Raw genomic sequence first — 18,499 nt, 5'->3', positions numbered from 1 at the left:
CTCCTCGACCGTGAACTACTTCTCTACGTACCGCAGGGAGCGCAGGCCGCGCTCCAGATGCCAGTGCAGGTAGGCGGACACAAGTCCGCTGCCCTCGCGGACGTACCGCGCCTCGCAGGCGTCCGCCGTCTCCCAGTCTCCCGTAAGCAGCGCGCCCAGCAGCAGCAGGGTCTGCGGGGACGGTACGACGCTGCCGGGCACCCGGCAGTCGGCGCAGACACAGCCGCCGGAGCCCACCGAGAAGAACCGGTTCGGGCCGGGCATCCCGCACTTGGCGCAGTCGGTGAAGCTGGGCGCGTAGCCGTTGACGGCCAGGGACCGCAGCAGGAAGGCATCGAGGACGAGATGGGGGGCGTGCTCGCCCCGGGCGAGCGTCCGCAGGGCCCCGACCAGCAGCAGGTACTGCTGGACGGCCGGCTCGCCCTCATGGTCCGTGAACCGCTCGGCCGTCTCCAGCATGGCCGTCCCGGCGGTGTACCGCGCGTAGTCGGTGACGATCCCGCCGCCGTACGGGGCGATCGTCTCGCTCTGGGTGCACAGCGGCAGCCCGCGCCCGATCAGCTCGCTCCCCCGGGCGAAGAACTGCACGTCGACGTGGGAGAAGGGTTCCAGGCGGGCGCCGAACTTGGACTTGGTGCGCCGCACGCCGCGCGCGACGGCGCGTACCCGCCCGTGACCGCGCGTGAGCAGCGTGATGATCCGGTCCGCCTCACCCAGCTTCTGGGTGCGCAGCACGATGCCGTCGTCGCGGAACAGGCTCATGGCCACCATTCTCGCCCATGCCGGAAGCGGTCAGAGCGCCTCTCCGCGGCTGCGGGCGTTGGCATGGGCGGTCGCCGCGCTCAGCCGCTCGGCGGCGGTCGCGCCGCGCAGCGCGGCCGGCTCCGCGTCCCACTCCCGCCCTCCGCCGTACGGCCGCAGCTGTACGTACGGTCCCTCGTGCCCCATGACGATGCCGACCCTCCCGGTCCGGGTGTCCATCACATGGCTGCCGACGGAGGGCTTCACCGCCCCGCCCCCGACGGGAGAGCGACCCCGGCCTGTTCGAGAGCCGACCGCGATTCCTTCAACGTCTCCTCCGCCTCTCAGGCACACGGCGCCGCGCGGGTGGTGCGCCGCGCCTTCAGCCTGGCTCCCCGTCCTCTCCGAGTTTCACGCTTCGCGCATCCGGCGTGACGCTGCGCCTCTACACTCTGCGGGATCCCGGTGCGACCTGCGAGCTGCGCCATTCGTGTGCGCTGTCTTGACCGCCCTCACAGCCCCTCCTATGGTCGCGCTACTGACCGGACGTAGGACGTAGGACGTCGTATCTCCCACCCCTCCCCTCTCCCACTTGCTGGAGGACCCGTGCGCGACGACGTGGCCCCCGACGTACCGGCACCGCGCCGCCGGTCGTTCCTGAAGTACACCGGTGCCCTGGGCGCGGCCGCCGCTGTGCCGCCCGCGCTGGCGGGCTGTTCCGCGGGACCCGAGTCCACGAACGACACCGGGGACGGCGGCAGCGGCAAGGACCGCACGCTGACCGCCGTCATCGGCTACGGAAACGACGGCAGCTGGGATCCGACGCAGACCGCCTCGGCGTTCGCGATGGCCGCCAACAACCACATCTACGAGGGGCTGCTGGACACCGACCCGATCACCCGGGTGCCGTATCCGGCGCTGGGCACCGAGGTGCCCGCGGACCCGCACGCCACCACCTGGCGGTTCACGCTCCGGCCGGGCGCCACCTTCCACGACGGCAAGCCCGTCACCGCCGACGACGTCGTGTTCGTCTTCGACCGGATCCTGGACCCGAAGACCCAGACCCTCGCCAAGGGATTTTTCGCCAGCTGGCTTCAGAGCGTCCGGAAGGTCGACCCGGGCACCGTCGAGCTGAGGCTCAGGTACCCCTTCCCGGACGGGCTCGCCCGGCTCACCCTCGCCAAGATCATGCCGAAGCACGTCTACTCCCGGCCCGGCGCCTGGGACGACGCGATCAAGGGGCTCGCCGTGGGGTCGGGGCCGTACCGGCAGACCGCGCACCACCCGAAGTCGAACACCACCTTCGAGGAGTTCGCCGCCTACAACGGTCCGCGCAAGCCCGCCTTCCGCAGGATGAACTGGCTGACCATCGTGGACGCGGCTCCGCGCGTCGCGAAGATCTCCGGTTCCGGCGCCGGCGCGCAGATCTCCGACAACATCCCCTACGCCAATGTCTCCCGCCTCCAGCAGGGCGGTCTGAAGGTCGCGGGCGGCGCCGGGATGAACAACCTCTTCCTGATGTTCAACACCCGGCACAAGCCGTTCGACGACGTCCGGGTGCGGCAGGCGCTGCACTACGCCATCGACACCGAGAAGATGGTGCGGGTCGCGCTGAAGGGGCACGGCAGGCCCGCGTCCTCGTTCCTCGACGAGGGCAATCCCGGCTACCGGCGGGCCAGGACCGTCTACGACCACGACCCGGCGAAGGCGAAGGCCCTGCTGAAGGCCGCCGGGGTGACGGACCTGGAGGTCGAGATCCTCGCGGTCAACGTCAGCTGGATCGTGGACTGCCTGCCGACCGTCAAGGCCTCCTGGGACGCGATCGGCGTGCGGACGACCCTGGCCCCGCAGGAGACCACGGCCGTCTTCACCAAGATGGACCAGAAGCAGGACTACCAGGTGGTGGCGGCGGCCTCCAACCCCAATCAGTTCGGGCTCGACGCCGACCTGATCATGCACTACAACTACGGCCCCGAGAACCTGTGGATGCAGTACACGCGGTGGGCCGGCCACCCCGTCGCCAAGCGGCTCTTCACGGACATGGACCGGGCGAGCCGGGAGCCGGACCCCGCGCGGAAGAAGGCGATGGTCCAGGACTACATCGACGTCGTCGCCGAGCAGGCCGTGCTCTACCCGGTCGTCCACAACGAGCTGATGACCGCCTGGGACGCGCACAAGCTCAGCGGGATAAGGGCGCAGCCGTACCCGGGGATCAATCTGCTCCAGGCCAAGTGGGTCTGACGGCATGACGACCGTCGCACGGATCCTGCTCCGCCGGATCGCCCTGCTCGTACCGCTGATGCTCGGCATCGTGCTGTTCGTGTTCCTGGTGATGCGGTTCTCGGACGTCGACCCGGCGTCCGCGTTCTTCCAGGGCGCCAATCCGACCCCGGGGCAGCTGCACGACTTCCGGGAGCGCAACGGGCTGCTGGATCCGCTGCCGGTGCGCTACCTCCACTTCGTCGGCGATCTGCTCCACGGCGACCTCGGGACCAGCGCCCTCACCCGCGCCCCCGTGGTCGACCAGGTCACCACCGCCCTGCCGCTCACCCTCCAGCTGACCTTCCTCGGCCTGTTGACCGCGGTCGTGCTGGCGCTGGCCGGCGGGGTGACGGCGGCGGTGTACCGGGACCGGCTGCCGGACCAGACCATCCGGATCGTCTCGCTGGTCGGGGTCGCGGCGCCGGGGTTCTGGCTGGCGCTGCTGATGATCCAGTACCTGGCCGTGGACCAGGGCTGGTTCCCGACCGGCGGTTACATCAACCCGGCCGACTCGGTCACCGGCTGGCTGAAGACCATGGCCCTGCCCGCGCTCGCCCTGTCCTTGCCGGTGGCCGCCCAGCTGACCCGGATCGTGCGGACCTCGGTGGTGGAGGAGCTGGACAAGGACTACGTGCGGACGGCGATCGGGAGCGGGCTGCCGCCCTGGGTGGTCGTCGGCCGCAACGTCCTCAGGAACGCCCTGGTCAATCCGCTGACCGTGCTCGGTCTCCGGGTCGGCTACCTGCTCGGCGGCGCGGTCGTCATCGAGACGATCTTCTCGCTGCCCGGCATGGGCAAGCTGATGATCGACGCCGTGCAGAACGGCGACCCGGCGGTGGTGCAGGGCGTCGTCCTCACCACCGCCACCGGGTTCGTCGTCGTCAACCTCGTCATCGACATCCTGTATCTGCTGGTCAACCCACGACTGAGGGCGGGCTGATGGTCACGCGCGCGAGCCTCACCGAGCGGCTGTCCCGGCCCGGCGTCCGGCTGCGCGGCTGGCGCCGGCTGCCGCTGCTGTCGAAGGGCGCCGTCTGCTTCCTGGCCGTGGTGGTCCTGGTCGCCGCCCTGGCGCCGCTGCTGGCCCCGCACGATCCGCTCGACCAGCAGGACCCGGCGGGCGGCAGCGGGGCGCCCTCGGCCTCCCACTGGATGGGGCAGGACAGCCTGGGCCGGGACATCCTGAGCCGGCTGATGTACGGCGCCCGGTGGTCGCTGGCGATCGGGCTCGGCGCGACCGCGCTGGCGCTGGTCGCCGGGGCGCTCGTCGGGGCGCTCGCCGCCACCTCCCGCAAGGCCGTCGACGAGACGCTGATGCGCTGTCTCGACGTGGTGATGGCGTTCCCGGGCATCGCGCTCGCCGCCGTGCTCGTCGCCGTGTTCGGCGGCGGGATCGGCGTGCTGATCTGCGCGATCGCCTTCCTGTTCACCCCGCCGGTGGCCAGGGTCGTACGGGCCAATGTGCAGGACCAGTACGGCGAGGACTACGTCACCGCCGAGCGGGTCATCGGCGCCCGCACCCCGCACATCGTGCTGCGGCACGTGGCCGTCAACTGCGCCGCGCCGGTGCTGGTGTTCTGCACGGTCCAGGTCGCCGAGGCCATCGTCTTCGAGGCCTCGCTGTCCTTCATCGGCGCGGGCGTGCGGCCCCCGGACCCCTCCTGGGGCAGTGTCATCGCCGACGGCAAGAACATGGTGCTGACCGGCGGCTGGTGGGCGACCGTCTTCCCGGGGCTGCTGATCCTGCTCACCGTGCTGTCGCTGAACATCCTCTCCGAGGGCGTGTCGGACGCCTGGGCCGCGCCCGCGCCGCGCGAGGTGCGGACCCCGCACGAGCGTGTGCGGGACGGTCTGGAGACGCCCGAGCCCGGCACCGGCGAGGTGCTCCCGCTGCCCGGCCTCGCCCAGGGCGCCCGGCGGCTGCGCTCCCGGGCCCGGCCGCTGCCCGACCGGTCCGGGCAGCCGGTGCTCGCCGTGGAGAACCTCGCCATCGGCTTCCCGGACCGGCACCGGGGCGTGGACATCGTCGCCGGGGTCAGTTTCGAGGTGTACGCCGGCGAGGTGCTCGGTCTGGTGGGCGAGTCGGGCTGCGGCAAGTCGCTGACCGCGCTGACGGTCATGGGGCTCCAGCCGAAGGGCGCCCGGATCCGGGGCCAGGTGCGGTTCCGGCAGCGGGATCTGCTCACCGAGCCGATGCGGGCGCGGCGGCGGCTGCTCGGCCACGAGATGGCCATGGTCTACCAGGACGCCCTGTCCTCCCTGAACCCCGCCATGACCATCCGCGCCCAGCTGGGGCAGCTCGTGCGGCGCGGTGGCCGGCGCAGCGCGCGGGAGCTGCTGACGCTGGTCGGTCTCGACCCGGAGCGCACCCTGCGCAGCTATCCGCACGAGCTGTCCGGCGGGCAGCGCCAGCGCGTGCTCATCGCTATGGCCCTCTCCCGCGACCCGAAGCTGATCGTCGCCGACGAGCCGACCACCGCTCTGGACGTCACCGTGCAGGCCCAGGTCATGGAGCTGCTGCTGCGGCTGCGGGCGGAGCTGGGCTTCGCGCTGGTCCTGGTCTCGCACGATCTGGCGCTGATCGCCGACATCACCGACCGGGTGGTGGTGATGTACGGCGGGCAGATCGTGGAGACCGGGGTGACCGCCGACCTGGTGGCGGCACCGGCCCACCACTACACGCGCGGCCTGCTCGGCAGTGTGCTGTCGCTGGAGTCCGCCGAGGTGCGGATGACGCAGATCAAGGGGGTCGTGCCGGCCCCGGCCGACTTCCCGGCGGGGTGCCGGTTCGCCGACCGCTGCCCGCTCGCCACCGAGGTGTGCCACACGACCGCCCCGGTCCTCACGGGCACCCCCGTGCACACGGCCGCCTGCCACCACCCGGCGGTGGAGCTGACGTCCGCCGAGAGCGAGGAGGCCCTGCAGTGACCGCTGTCGTCCAGGTGCGGGACGCGCACGTCGTCCACAAGGCGCGCAGCGGCGGCCTGTTCCGGCGGGACCGGGTGTACGCCCTGACCGGCGCCGAGCTGTCCGTCGCCCCCGGCGAGACGGTCGGTGTGGTGGGCGAGTCGGGGTGCGGGAAGTCGACGCTGGCGAAGGTGCTGGTGGGCATCCAGCGGCCGACCTCGGGGGCGGTGTCGTACCAGGGCCGCGACCTGTGGACGATGCCGCCGGGGGAACGCCGGGCCGCGGTCGGCGCGGGCACCGGCATGATCTTCCAGGATCCGTCGACCGCCCTGAACCGCCGGCTGACCGTCCGCCGCGTCCTGCGCGACCCGCTCGACGTCCACCGGCGCGGCACCCGGGCCCAGCGGGAGGAGCGGGTGCGGGAGCTGATGGCCCTGGTGGGGCTCCCCCCGGTGCTCGCCGACGCCCTGCCCGGGCAGCTGTCGGGCGGCCAGCGCCAGCGCGTGGCCATCGCCCGGGCGCTCGCCCTCGACCCGGCGCTGGTGGTCGCCGACGAGCCGACCAGCGCCCTGGACGTCTCGGTGCGGGCGCAGATCCTCAATCTGCTGCTCGACCTGAAGGAGCGCCTCGGGCTCGCCCTGGTCTTCGTCTCGCACGACATCCAGACGGTACGGCGGATGAGCGACCGGGTGATCACCATGTATCTGGGCCGGATCGTGGAGGAGACCCCGGCCGACCGGGTCACCGACGCCGCCCGGCACCCGTACACCCGTGCCCTGTTCTCGGCCACGCCCGGTCTGCTGGACCCGATCGACCCGATCCCGCTGTCCGGCCCGGTGCCCTCGGCGACCCGGCCGCCGAGCGGCTGCCCGTTCCGCACCCGGTGCTGGAAGGCCGACGGGGCGTGCGCCGAATCGATGCCGGACTTCACGGCCGCGTCACGGCCCGGACACCGCTACCGGTGCCACCATCCTGTGGAGGAGGACATGCCGACCCGCGATCTAGCTCGCCAGGAGCCCTGAATGACCTTCCCCGCCCCGCTCACCGGTGTCGTCCCGCCCGTCTGCACCCCCCTGACACCCGAGCGCGAGGTGGACGTCCCTTCACTGCTGCGCCTGGTGGACTTCCTGGTGGAGGCCGGGGTGCACGGGCTGTTCCTGCTCGGCTCCACCTCGGAGGCGGCCTTCCTGACGGACGCGCAGCGCCGCCAGGTGGTGGCGGCCGTGACCGCGCACGTGGGCGGCCAGCTGCCCGTCCTCGCGGGCGCCATCGACATGACCACGCCGCGTGTCCTCGACCATGTCGCCGCGGTCACCGCGGCCGGCGCGCAGGCCGTCGTCGTCACCGCCCCCTTCTACGCCCGCACCCACCCCGCGGAGATCGTCCACCACTACCGCCGGATCGCCTCGGCGAGCCCGGTCCCGGTGATCGCCTACGACATCCCGGTCGCCGTGCACAGCAAGCTCCCCGCCGATGTGGTGCTGGGGCTCGCCGGGGACGGTGTGCTGGCCGGGATCAAGGACTCCAGCGGGGATCTGGCGGCGTTCCGGGAGATCGTCACGGGCGCCCGCGCCCACGCGGGGTTCAGCGTGCTCACCGGATCCGAGCTGTTCGCCGACGCGGCGCTGGCGCTGGGCGCGGACGGCGCCGTGCCGGGCCTGGCCAATGTCGACCCGCACGGCTATGTCCGGGTGTACCGCCTGTGCCGGGCCGGGGACTGGGCGGGCGCGCGGGCCGAACAGGAGCGGCTGTGCGCGCTGTTCGGGATGGCCGGCGCCGGGGACCCGGCGCGGATGGGCGGCAGTTCGTCGGCGCTGGGCGCGTTCAAGGCCGCGCTGCACCTGCGCGGCGTCATCGACTGCCCCGCGACCGCCGAACCACAGGTCCCCCTGTCCGGCGAGGAGACCGAGAAGGTCGGCAAGCACCTCGCGACGGCCGGCCTGCTGGGCCTCGGCCCGCACCGGCGCTGACGCGGCGGTCAGGGCGTGGTCCGGCGGCTCTGCCGGAGTTCGCGGTGGACCGCCCAGGCGTCCCCGACCGGGCCCAGGTGCCCGAGCTTGTCGGGGTTGACCACCAGGCGGATCGTCTGGATCCGCCCGTCGAGCACATCGAGCGCCATGGTGTGCAGCAGCCTGCCGTCCCGGTCGCGGAAGACGGCGCCGGGCTCGCCGTTGACGTCGTGCGGTTCGCAGGTGACGTCGAGGCCGGCCAGTCGCGGGAAGACGGTGGCGAGCAGCCGGGACACGTTGCCGGCGCCGAGGACGGCGCGGGCCAGCCGCGGTGCCTTGCCGCCGCTGTCGCCGACCATCGACACATCGGCGGCGAGCAGTTCCCTCAGCCCGCCGACGTCGCCCTCGCGGAGCGCGCCGAAGAACCGCGCGGCCAGCTCCGCCCGCGCGGTGCGGTCCGCTTCGAAGCGGGGCCGGCCCTCGGTCATATGGCGCCGGGCCCGCACCGCGAGCTGGCGGCAGGCCGGCTCCGAGCGGCCCACCGCCGAGGCGATCTCGGGGAAGCCGAAGTCGAAGACCTCGCGCAGCACGAAGACCGCGCGCTCCAGCGGGCTGAGCCGTTCGAGCAGCAGCAGGGCGGCCGTGGACACCGAGTCGGCCAGCTCCGCCGAGCGCGCCGGGTCCTCGTAGGGGTCGGCGAGCAGCGGCTCGGGGAACCACGGCCCGACGTACTCCTCCCGGCGGACGCGGGCCGAGCGCAGCACGTCGATGGAGAGCCGGGTCACCGTGGCCGACAGGAAGGCCCTGACCGACCGGGGCTCGGCCGGTGAGGCCGAGAAGCGCAGCCAGGTCTCCTGGACGGCGTCCTCGGCCTCGCCCACGCTGCCGAGGATCCGGTAGGCGATCGAGAACAGCAGGGGCCGCAGCTCCTGGAACTCCTCGGTCCTGCTCATGCGAAGCGCCCCCAGGCGACGAATGCGGCGACGGCCGGACAGCAGAGGTTCGGCAGCACGGACGCGGACTCGCCGCGCCGGCCATGAGTGATCATCGCACCGGCCGTCAGCGGCACCCGGCACAGGGCGGTCACCGGCACCCGTACCGGTGCGAGACCGGGCGCGGCCGGCACTCCGGCGGCCGTCCACAGCACGAGGTTCATCGTCCGCTCCTTGATCGGGGTCCGTACCCCGTAGGACGAGACAGCGCCCCCTCCTGTGACACCGGGCCGGTGCGGAACCTACGACAGGCGGACCCTGCGGAACTCCAGGGCCTCGTACGGGCCGTGCACGCCGGTCTCGAAGAGGACGCCGACCGTGTCGTGGGCGAGCTGGACGAGGTCGGAGTAGGCGGCCCGGTGGTCCGTGAGGGTGCCGAGGCGGGTGAAGGTGCGGCCGGCGTCCGCGCTGGACCACAGGGCGAGGGCGCGGCGGGCGGTCGGCACGGAGGGCGCGGAGAACAGCAGCGGGGCGCCCGGCAGCCGGAGCTGGAGCACGCTGCCCTGGACCACCGGGACGGCGTGCAGGGCCGGCTGGACGGTGTAGGGGCGGTCCAGAGTGCGCCCGCCGTCGCTGGAGTAGGCGTCGAGCCGGTTGCCGGGCGCGCGCCCGTTCTGGTCCCGGGCGCTGAAGTAGACGCGGCCGTCCGGGAGCTGGGCGGCGCTGGTCTCGTTGGCGTTGGTCCAGCCGTCGTAGCCGTCGTCCACGAAGCCGAGGTGCCAGCTGCGCCCGCTGTCGTCGCTGTAGAGGGCGTGGCCGCCGTAGTACTTGGCCTCCTGGCCGGTGTCGTGGGAGCCGGGGGGCGGGGCCGCGGAGTGGTCGGCGGGGATGAGCAGGCGGCCGGCGTGCGGGCCCCGGGTGAGGGCGACCGCGTGGCCGGGACCGGTGGCGTACCAGCGCCAGCCGGGCCGCTTCACCTCGGCGGTGATGTCGCACGGCGCCGAGAAGCGCCGGCCGTCGTCCCAGCTGCGCTGCACGAACACCCGGCGGCCCCGCGCCGGGGTGACCTCGCCGCGCATGATCTGCCCCTCCGTGACGGTCCCGGCGTTGGCGCTGGTCACCAGGACGACGGCGCCGGTGCGCGGGTCGATCACGGGGGCCGGGTTGCCCCGGGTGTGTCCCTGGCCCGCGGCCACCACGGTGAGCCGGCCCCAGGTGCAGCCGCCGTCGGTGGAGCGGCGCAGGACCACGTCGATGTCGCCGGTGTCGGCGGCCCCGCCGCGCCGGCCCTCGGCGAAGGCCAGGACGGTGCCGTGCCGGGTCTTCACCACGGCCGGGATGCGGTAGACGGCGTAGCCGCCCTGCCCGGAGACGTACGGCACGGAGGTGCCGCAGCCGCCGGGGGCGGCGTGCGCGGGCAGCCGCCCGGTGAGCGAGGTGAGGAGCGCCAGGCTGGTGAGGAGCGAGCGGCTGCGCGTGTTCACGCCCTGATGCTCCCCGCATTCCCGGGGGCGGTCTTCCTCCGTCCGGGGGAAACGCCGCAGGGCCACTCTCCCTGGCGGACCACCGAACACCGGTGCGCATTCAGGGCGTGCCGAGCGTCAGGACGGTGTGCGCGCCGCCGCCAGCAGCCGGGTCACGTCGTCCGCGCAGATGGTGAGGGCGGCGCCCACCGTCGCCAGGGCGTCGCGTTCGGCGGGGGTGTAGGGGCCGTCGGCGAGGGCGATGCGGGCGGCCTGCAGGAGCAGGGACTCGCGGCCGGCCGGGGCCAGATGCGGGGCGAGCGGGTCCAGCGCCTCGTGCAGCTCTATGGTCAGCCCGGCTCCGCAGGGCTGCTCGAAGAACCGGCCGGTGTCGGCGGCGAGGGCCTCGACCAGGGCGGCCAGCTGTTCCTCGGTGCAGTCGGCGAAGCCGGCCGCGCGGACCGCGGCGGCGGCCGTCTCCAGGGCGGTGCGGGAGCAGGTGCCGCCCGCCGCGAGGACGGCGAGGGCGACGGTGTGCACGGCGTCGCGCAGCATCGCGGAGAAGCGGCGGGTGGTGGGGTGGTCCAGGACCTCGGTGCCGAAGTGCTGCAAGCAGGCCGCGCACTCCACCACGGGTCCGGTCGTGCCGCGGGGCAGCACCGGCACGCCGAGCAGGGTGAGCCGGCGCCGGCCGGTGAGCCGCTGGTAGTTGCGGTCGCCGCCGCAGCCGGGGCAGTAGAACTCGCCGTCCCCGACGGGCGTCCATGCGGTGCGGGTGCCCAGGATGCACGCAGCCCTGGTGGCACGGCCGTCTCGTCCCCGTACTGGCAGCACGTCGCACCTCCGTAACCGCGCGGCAACATCGCCGCGCTGGCGTGATGTTAGCCACATCCCGGAGGCTGAGTCAGTACCCCGTAAGAGACCTTTCCGTGACCTGAGGGGCGCACTGGCCGAGAAGTGACGGCGCCCCGGCCGCCGTGTGCGGCGGCCGGGGCGTCGAAAGAGCCGGTCAGACGGGGTCAGCGGGTGGCGCGGTTCACCGCGGAGACGACCGCCTTCAGCGACGCACGCGTCGTGTTCGCGTCGATGCCGATTCCCCACAGAACCTTGTCGCCGATCGCGCATTCGATGTAGGAGGCGGCCTGTGCGGAGGCGCCCTCGCTCATCGTGTGCTCCTGGTAGTCCAGCAGGCGTACGTCGATGCCCAGGCCCTGCAGCGCGCCGAAGAAGGCCGAGATCGGACCGTTTCCGGAGCCGGTCAGGACGGTGTCCTGGCCGTCCACGGTGGCCTCGACGGTGAGGGTGTCCACGCCGTCGGTGTCGGTGGTCGACTGGCCGGTCCTGACCTGGATGCGGCCCCACGGGTTGTGCGGGTTCGGCAGGTACTCGTCCTGGAAGACCGCCCAGATCTCCTTCGGCGTGATCTCGCCGCCCTCGGCGTCGGTCTTCGCCTGGATGAGCCGGGAGAACTCGATCTGCATCCGGCGCGGCAGGTCCAGCTTGTGGTCGTTCTTCAGGACGTAGGAGATGCCGCCCTTGCCGGACTGCGAGTTGACCCGGATGACGGCCTCGTAGGAGCGGCCGACGTCCTTCGGGTCGATCGGCAGGTACGGGACCGCCCACTCGATGTCGTCGACGGTGACGCCCTTGGCGGCCGCGTCGGCCTCCATGGCGTCGAAGCCCTTCTTGATGGCGTCCTGGTGGGAGCCGGAGAAGGACGTGTAGACCAGGTCGCCCACGTACGGGTGGCGCGGGTGGACCTCCATCTGGTTGCAGTACTCCCACGTGCGACGGATCTCGTCGATGTCGGAGAAGTCGATCTGCGGGTCGACGCCCTGGGAGAACAGGTTCATGCCCAGGGTGACCAGGTCGACGTTGCCGGTGCGCTCGCCCTGCCCGAACAGGCAGCCCTCGACGCGGTCGGCGCCGGCCATCACGGCCAGTTCGGCGGCGGCCACGGCCGTGCCGCGGTCGTTGTGCGGGTGGACGGAGAGCACGACGTGCTCGCGGCGGGACAGGTTGCGGTGCATCCACTCGAAGCGGTCCGCGTGCGTGGACGGCGTCGAACGCTCCACGGTGGCGGGCAGGTTGAGGATGATCTCGCGGCCCGGACCCGGCTGGTAGACGTCCATGACCGCTTCGCAGACCTCCAGCGCGAAGTCCAGCTCGGTGTCGGTGAAGATCTCCGGCGAGTACTGGTAGCCGAACGTCGTCCCATCAGCCTCCGGGCCCAGCAGCTTCTCGGCGTACTCCATCACCAGGCGGGTGCCGTCGACGGCGATCTGCTTGATCTCGTCCTTCGAGCCGCGGAAGACGACCCGGCGGAAGACCGGGGCGGTGGCGTTGTACAGGTGGACGGTGGCCCGCCTGGCGCCCTTCAGGGACTCCACGGTCCGCTCGATCAGGTCCTCGCGGGCCTGGGTCAGTACGGAGATCGTGACGTCGTCCGGGATCGCGCCCTCTTCCTCGATGATGGAGCGCACGAAGTCGAAGTCGGTCTGGCCCGAGGCGGGGAAGCCGACCTCGATCTCCTTGTAGCCCATCGCGACCAGCTGGTCGAACATCCGGCGCTTGCGCTCGGGCGACATCGGGTCGATCAGGGACTGGTTGCCGTCGCGCAGGTCGGTGGAGAGCCAGCGCGGGGCGGCGGTGATCCGCCGGTCCGGCCAGGTGCGGTCCGGGATGTCGACCTGGTCGTACCGGCCGTACTTGTGGATCGGCATGGGGCTGGGCTGCTGGCGATTGGCCATGATGCGTAAGGCTCCTCAGGAGGTCCGGAAGGACGGCCGACGACGCAACGCCAAGCTCCGCGGGGAGGGAGTCGGCCTCGACTACAGGCCCTCGCCGCGGCAGCTAAGAAGAAGCAGCCAGAAACGCATGATGCTGCGCAGCCTAGCCGAGCCGTTCCGGGGGCGCGGGCCTGTCCCAGTATGCGGGACCACCTGATAAATATGGACAAAAGGTGCGCCACACCACATCGCCGTACCACATCGTCACTGACCGTCGCGTTCCGTGTCCCGGTATTTCACCAATCATGGTGGCAGCTAGTGACATGCGTGTCACACAGTGCGATGGTGCCGGGCATGACGACCAACGGGGGCTTCACGCCCGTCTTCTGCACGATCGTGCCGCCGCACGTCCTCGACAAGCTCGCCCGCAACGAGGACCCCGCGCTCTCCGGCCCGGCCCGCCGGTCCCTGGAGCACGACGCGTACCAGCGCACCAAGCGGCGGCTGACCACGGTGATCGGCGCGGCCTCCGCCGCCGCTCCGGCCGGCGCCGCCGCCGACCAGCCGCAGCGCACCATCTACGACGCCGGCCACACCCAGGACCTGCCCGGCGCCAAGGTGCGCGAGGAGGGCTCCGAGCCCGGCTCCGACGCCACCGTCAACCGCGCCTACGCGGGCCTCGGCGCCACCTTCGAGCTGTATCTGAAGGCGTACGGCCGGCACTCCATCGACGACAACGGGCTGCCGCTGGACGCCACCGTCCACTTCGGCGAGGGCTACGACAACGCCTTCTGGAACGGCGAGCAGATGGTGTTCGGCGACGGGGACAACGAGATCTTCCTCGACTTCACCCTCCCGGTGGACGTCATCGGCCACGAGCTGACCCACGGCGTCACCCAGCACACCGCCAACCTGGCCTACTTCGGCCAGTCCGGGGCGCTCAACGAGTCCCTCTCCGATGTCTTCGGCTCGCTGATCAAGCAGTACACGCTGGGCCAGACCGCCGCCGACGCCGACTGGCTGATCGGCGCCGGGCTGCTCGCGCCGCGCGTCACCGGCACCGCCCTGCGCTCGATGAAGGCCCCGGGCACGGCGTACGACGACGACGTCCTCGGCAAGGACCCGCAGCCGGCGACCATGGACGACTACGTCCGCACCGGGCGCGACAACGGCGGCGTGCACATCAACTCCGGCATCCCCAACCACGCCTTCTACCTCGCCGCCACCGCCCTCGGCGGCTACGCCTGGGAGAAGGCCGGCCGGCTCTGGTACGACGTGCTCACCGGCGGGGCACTGAAGGAGGACGCCGACTTCGCCGCGTTCGCCACGCTGACCGTGAAGGCGGCACGGGAGCGGTTCGGCGCCGGGGACGAACTGGAGGCCGTGCAGAAGGCGTGGGAACAGGTCGGGGTGCGGACGCTGTAGTTCCGTACTACACAGGGACCCATGCGAATTCGAGTACGGCGCACCGGCGGTTTCGCGGGCATCGAGCGCCGGGCCGAGGTGGACACCGCCGGCCGGCCCGACGCCGACGAGTGGCGGGCCCTGGCCGAACGCGCCCTCGCGTCCGGCCGGGACACACCGGCGGCCGGCGTCCCGGACGGCTTCCACTACGAGATCACGGTGGACGGCCGCACGGTCCACGCCGCCGATCCCCGGCTGACCGACGCCCAGCGGGAGTTGGTGTCCCGGCTGCTGAAGGAGGGCGCCTAGGCACCAGTTCCGGCCGGGGCGTTGACTTCCGTTACCGGGGGTACGGATGATCCGGCCATGGCGACTGACACAGGCGGCGCGATCCCCAGGTTCCCGGCCGGCTTCGTGTGGGGCGTGTCCACCTCGGCCCATCAGATCGAGGGGGCGGCCGGGGAGCGGGAACCGTCCGTCTGGGACGTGTTCACCGGCGAGCCGGGACGGGTGAAGGACGGCTCGACGGCGGCGGTGGCCTGCGACCACTACCACCGCTACCGCGAGGACGTGGCCCTGCTGGCCGGCCTCGGCGTGGACGCGTACCGCTTCTCGGTCTCCTGGCCCCGGGTGAACTCCCCCGGCGGCCTCGACTTCTACGACCGGCTGGTGGACGAGCTGTGCGCGGCGGGCGTACGGCCCGTGCCCACCCTCTTCCACTGGGACCTGCCCGCCGCGCTGGACTGGCTGGAGCGGGACACGGCGGCCCGGTTCGCCGACCATGTGACGGTGGTCGCCGAGCGGCTCGGCGACCGGGTCGGCAAGTGGATCACCCTCAACGAGCCGGCGGAGCACACCCTGCTGGGGCACGCGCTCGGCGCCCACGCCCCCGGCAGGCGGCTGCTCTTCGACGCCCTCCCGGCCGCCCACCACCAGCTCCTCGCCCACGGCCTCGCGGTACGGGCCCTGCGCGCGGCCGGCGCAACCGACATCGGCATCGCCAACTCCCACGGCCCCACCTGGCCCGCCTCCGCCGAGCCGGCCGACACGGCGGCGGCGGACCTCTACGACGTGCTGCTCAACCGGCTGTTCGCCGATCCCGTCCTGCTCGGGCGGTACCCGGACGGCATGGGCGAGCTGATGCCGCCGGACGCCGAGTCCGATCTGAAGGTCATCGCCGAGCCCCTCGACTGGTACGGCGTCAACTACTACGCGCCGGCCCGGGTGGGGGCGCCCGGAACCGGCGGCGCCGAGTACGGCGGCCTCGCGCTCCCCGCCGAACTCCCTTTCTCGGTGCGGGAGATCGAGGGCCGGCCGGTGACCGATTTCGGCTGGCCGGTCGTCCCGGAGGGGCTGACCGAACTGCTCACCGGCTTCCGCGAGCGCTACGGCGACCGGCTGCCGCCCGTCGTCATCACCGAGAACGGCTGCTCCTACGAGGGCGTCGACGACCAGGACCGGATCGCCTACCTGGACGCCCACATCCGGGCCCTGCACGACGCGCTGGCGGCCGGGGTGGACGTGCGCGGCTACTTCGTGTGGTCCCTGATGGACAACTTCGAGTGGGCCGAGGGCTACGCCCGCCGGTTCGGCCTGGTGCACGTCGACTTCGCGACGCTGCGGCGCACGCCCAAGGCGTCCTACCACTGGTTCCGGGAGCTGCTCCGGGCGCAGAGGTGACCACCGGGCGTGCCCCGGCCGCCCTCGCCGAGCCGGCCGAACCGGTGGGGCGGGGCTGGACGGCGGCGCTGGCGCTGGCCAACGGGGCGATCTGGGTGGGCTGGTTCGGCCCGCTGCAGATCCTGCTCGCCGCCCAGGCGAGGGACTTCGCGCCCGGCTCCGGGATGTCGAAGGAGACGCTGCTCGCGTGGGTGACGGGCGCGGGCGCGGTGGTCTCCCTGCTCGCCAACCCGCTGTTCGGCGCCCTGTCGGACCGGACCACCGCCCGCCGGGGCCGCCGGGTCCCGTGGCTGGTGGCCGGGACGGCGGGCGGCGCACTGTCCCTGCTGCTGCTCGCCGGGGCGGGCGGACCGTGGACGATGACGCTCGGCTGGTGCCTGGCGCAGCTCACGCTGAACGCGGCCTTCGCCGCGGTCACGGCGGCCGTGCCGGACCGGGTGCCGCGGCTCCAGCGGGGCGCCGTGGGCGGCTGGCTGGGCGCCGCGCAGATCCTGGGCGTGGTCGCGGGGACCGGACTCGCCGCGGCGGCGGGCGGCATCGGCGCCGGGTACGCGGCCTGCGCGGTGTGCGCGGTGGCCGGGGTGCTGCCGTACGTGCTGTGCCACGAGGATCAGCGGCTGGCCCGGGAGGACCGGCCGCCCTGGTCCGCGCGGGCCTTCCTCGCCGGGTTCCGGCTGAGCCCGCGCCGGTATCCCGACCTGGGCTGGGCCTGGCTGACCCGCTTCCTGATCAACCTCAGCAACTCGCTGGTCCTGCTGTATCTCCTCTACTACCTCCGCGACCGGCTGCACCGCCCCGACCCCGAGCAGGGCGTGCTGGTCCTGACCGCCGTCAACAGCCTGACGCTGGTGGCGACGGTGGTGGCGGGCGGGATCTGGTCGGACCGGACGGGCCGGCGCAAGCCGTTCGTCCTCTGGTCGGGCGTGCTGATGGCGGTGGCCACGGCGGCCCTGGCCGGCTGGCAGACCTGGCCGGGCGCGATCGTGGCGGCGGCGGTCCTCGGGGTCGGCTTCGGCGTCTTCACCTCCGTCGACTTCGCGCTGATGACGGACGTCCTGCCGGCGGCGCTCGACCGGGGCAAGGACCTCGGTGTGATCAACGTGGCCAACGCCCTGCCGCAGGTCGCGGCCCCCGCCCTGGCCGCCCCGGTCGTCACCCACCTCGGCGGCTACCGGGTGCTCTACCTGGCGGCGGCGGCGATCGGCCTCGGCGGGGCACTGCTGGTGGGCCGGATCAGAGGGGTCGACTAGGCCGGCACCCCGGCGTCCCCACGGCCCGGCGCCCCGGCGAGCCGTCGGCTGGAGGACCGGCTTCGAGCCGTCGGCTGGAGGACCGGCTTCGAGCCGTCGGCTAGAAGCCCAGCTTGCGGAGCTGCTTCGGGTCCCGCTGCCAGTCCTTCGCCACCTTGACGTGCAGGTCGAGGAAGACCGGCGTGCCCAGCAGCGCCTCGATCTGCTTGCGGGACTTGATGCCGACGTCCTTCAGGCGCTTGCCCTTGGGGCCGATGATGATGCCCTTCTGGCTGGGGCGCTCGATGTAGACGTTGGCGTGGATGTCCAGCAGCGGCTTGTCGGCCGGGCGGTCCTCGCGCGGGAGCATCTCCTCCACGACCACCGCGATGGAGTGCGGCAGCTCGTCCCGGACGCCCTCCAGGGCCGCCTCGCGGATGAGCTCCGCGATCATGACCTGCTCGGGCTCGTCGGTGAGGTCGCCCTCGGGGTAGAGGGCCGGGCTCTCCGGCAGCAGCGGGACGAGCAGATCGGCGAGCAGGTCCACCTGCTTGTCGCCGACCGCCGACACCGGCACGATCTCCGCCCACTCGAAGCCCAGCTCCTTGCCGAGCTGGTCGATCGCGATCAGCTGCTCGGCGAGGGTCTTGGAGTCCACCAGGTCGGTCTTGGTGACGATGGCGACCTTCGGGGTCTTCCGGATCCCGGCCAGCTCCTTGGCGATGAAGCGGTCGCCGGGGCCGAGCTTCTCGTTCGCGGGCAGGCAGAAGCCGATCACGTCGACCTCGGCCCAGGTGGTGCGGACCACGTCGTTCAGCCGCTCGCCGAGCAGCGTGCGCGGCTTGTGCAGACCGGGGGTGTCGACCAGGATCAGCTGGGCGTCCGGCCGGTGCACGATGCCCCGCACCGTGTGCCGGGTGGTCTGCGGACGGTTGGAGGTGATCGCCACCTTCTGCCCGACCAGAGCGTTCGTGAGGGTGGACTTGCCCGCGTTGGGGCGGCCCACGAAGCAGGCGAAGCCGGCGCGGTGGACGGGCTCGGCCGGCTGTTCGGATGACGGGGTACGAACGCTCATGGCGTTCATTGTCCCTGATCCACGAGGCTCCGCGTACAACCCGGGCGCACGCCCCTTCCACGGGCGGCCGAGCGGGCGCCGACGGGCCGCCGGTCCCGGCGTTCCGGCGCGCGCCGGGACGGCATACG

General features: G+C 72.6%; 17 protein-coding genes. 9 read left to right on the top strand and 8 right to left on the bottom strand.

The window, feature by feature from the left end; all coding sequences use genetic code 11:
- Window positions 1-15 precede the first annotated feature (15 nt).
- Together recO and ACF073_RS13370 are read right to left on the bottom strand one after the other, a co-directional pair.
- Window positions 16-762 carry a DNA repair protein RecO gene (recO, locus tag ACF073_RS13375; RefSeq protein WP_392069372.1) on the bottom strand — a complete coding sequence of 249 codons (747 nt, stop codon included), beginning with the start codon at window positions 760-762 and terminating at the stop codon, window positions 16-18.
- A gap of 30 nt (window positions 763-792) precedes the next feature.
- Complete coding sequence (locus tag ACF073_RS13370; RefSeq protein ID WP_392069370.1) at window positions 793-1,008, bottom strand: hypothetical protein; 216 nt, start codon at window positions 1,006-1,008, stop codon at window positions 793-795.
- A 339-nt stretch (window positions 1,009-1,347) separates the two neighbouring features.
- Here ACF073_RS13370 and ACF073_RS13365 point away from each other — a divergent pair, with 339 nt between their 5' ends.
- The 5 genes from ACF073_RS13365 to ACF073_RS13345 are packed head-to-tail and all read left to right on the top strand — an operon-like array spanning window position 1,348 to window position 7,880.
- Complete coding sequence (locus ACF073_RS13365) at window positions 1,348-2,982, top strand: ABC transporter substrate-binding protein (protein WP_392069368.1); 1,635 nt, start codon at window positions 1,348-1,350, stop codon at window positions 2,980-2,982.
- Between the two features lie 4 nt (window positions 2,983-2,986).
- Window positions 2,987-3,943, top strand: a complete 957-nt coding sequence (locus ACF073_RS13360; RefSeq protein ID WP_392069366.1) for an ABC transporter permease — start codon at window positions 2,987-2,989, stop codon at window positions 3,941-3,943.
- Window positions 3,943-5,931, top strand: coding sequence for a dipeptide/oligopeptide/nickel ABC transporter permease/ATP-binding protein (locus ACF073_RS13355; RefSeq protein WP_392069364.1), 1,989 nt, complete (start codon window positions 3,943-3,945; stop codon window positions 5,929-5,931). Before ACF073_RS13360 ends, ACF073_RS13355 begins: the two co-directional genes overlap by 1 nt.
- Window positions 5,928-6,932, top strand: a complete 1,005-nt coding sequence (locus tag ACF073_RS13350) for an oligopeptide/dipeptide ABC transporter ATP-binding protein (RefSeq protein ID WP_392069362.1) — start codon at window positions 5,928-5,930, stop codon at window positions 6,930-6,932. Before ACF073_RS13355 ends, ACF073_RS13350 begins: the two co-directional genes overlap by 4 nt.
- Window positions 6,933-7,880, top strand: a complete 948-nt coding sequence (locus tag ACF073_RS13345; RefSeq protein WP_392069360.1) for a dihydrodipicolinate synthase family protein — start codon at window positions 6,933-6,935, stop codon at window positions 7,878-7,880.
- Window positions 7,881-7,888: 8 nt separating this feature from the next.
- Here the strand turns inward: ACF073_RS13345 and ACF073_RS13340 are convergent, their stop codons facing one another.
- The 5 genes from ACF073_RS13340 to leuA form a co-directional block, all read right to left on the bottom strand.
- Window positions 7,889-8,812 (bottom strand): RNA polymerase sigma-70 factor, encoded by a 924-nt coding sequence (locus tag ACF073_RS13340; protein WP_392069358.1) that lies wholly within the window; start codon window positions 8,810-8,812, stop codon window positions 7,889-7,891.
- Entirely contained in the window at window positions 8,809-9,015 is a 207-nt protein-coding gene (locus ACF073_RS13335; RefSeq protein ID WP_392069356.1) for a hypothetical protein, read from the bottom strand. The genes ACF073_RS13340 and ACF073_RS13335 overlap by 4 nt, the downstream gene beginning before the upstream one ends.
- 78 nt (window positions 9,016-9,093) lie before the next feature.
- Window positions 9,094-10,275: an exo-alpha-sialidase gene (locus ACF073_RS13330; RefSeq protein ID WP_392069354.1), complete on the bottom strand. Its 1,182-nt coding sequence runs from the start codon at window positions 10,273-10,275 to the stop codon at window positions 9,094-9,096.
- 117 nt (window positions 10,276-10,392) lie between these two features.
- Window positions 10,393-11,088: a TerB family tellurite resistance protein gene (locus tag ACF073_RS13325; RefSeq protein WP_392069352.1), complete on the bottom strand. Its 696-nt coding sequence runs from the start codon at window positions 11,086-11,088 to the stop codon at window positions 10,393-10,395.
- Between the two features lie 185 nt (window positions 11,089-11,273).
- The gene (gene leuA, locus ACF073_RS13320) at window positions 11,274-13,004 is read right to left on the bottom strand and encodes a 2-isopropylmalate synthase (protein ID WP_392069350.1); all 1,731 of its coding nucleotides are present in this window, start codon (window positions 13,002-13,004) and stop codon (window positions 11,274-11,276) included.
- A gap of 333 nt (window positions 13,005-13,337) precedes the next feature.
- Here leuA and ACF073_RS13315 point away from each other — a divergent pair, with 333 nt between their 5' ends.
- Genes ACF073_RS13315 through ACF073_RS13300 form a run of 4 tightly spaced genes read left to right on the top strand, consistent with a single transcriptional unit; the run spans window position 13,338 to window position 17,317 of the window.
- Window positions 13,338-14,408 (top strand): M4 family metallopeptidase, encoded by a 1,071-nt coding sequence (locus tag ACF073_RS13315; protein WP_392069348.1) that lies wholly within the window; start codon window positions 13,338-13,340, stop codon window positions 14,406-14,408.
- 21 nt (window positions 14,409-14,429) lie between these two features.
- Window positions 14,430-14,696, top strand: a complete 267-nt coding sequence (locus ACF073_RS13310) for a protealysin inhibitor emfourin (protein WP_392069346.1) — start codon at window positions 14,430-14,432, stop codon at window positions 14,694-14,696.
- Between the two features lie 57 nt (window positions 14,697-14,753).
- Window positions 14,754-16,067, top strand: a complete 1,314-nt coding sequence (locus tag ACF073_RS13305; protein ID WP_392069345.1) for a GH1 family beta-glucosidase — start codon at window positions 14,754-14,756, stop codon at window positions 16,065-16,067.
- Window positions 16,064-17,317 (top strand): MFS transporter, encoded by a 1,254-nt coding sequence (locus ACF073_RS13300; RefSeq protein WP_392069343.1) that lies wholly within the window; start codon window positions 16,064-16,066, stop codon window positions 17,315-17,317. Before ACF073_RS13305 ends, ACF073_RS13300 begins: the two co-directional genes overlap by 4 nt.
- A 100-nt stretch (window positions 17,318-17,417) precedes the next feature.
- Here ACF073_RS13300 and era read toward each other — a convergent pair whose 3' ends face one another.
- A complete protein-coding gene (gene era, locus ACF073_RS13295) occupies window positions 17,418-18,371 on the bottom strand; it encodes a GTPase Era (RefSeq protein WP_392069341.1) in 954 nt (317 codons plus the stop codon).
- Window positions 18,372-18,499 lie beyond the last annotated feature (128 nt).

The organism is Streptomyces sp. NPDC015171, from assembly GCF_043079545.1.
In the GTDB taxonomy this organism is placed as follows: domain Bacteria; phylum Actinomycetota; class Actinomycetes; order Streptomycetales; family Streptomycetaceae; genus Streptomyces.
Note: the sequence above shows the minus strand (reverse complement) of the source record. Positions and strands in the feature narration are given on the sequence as shown.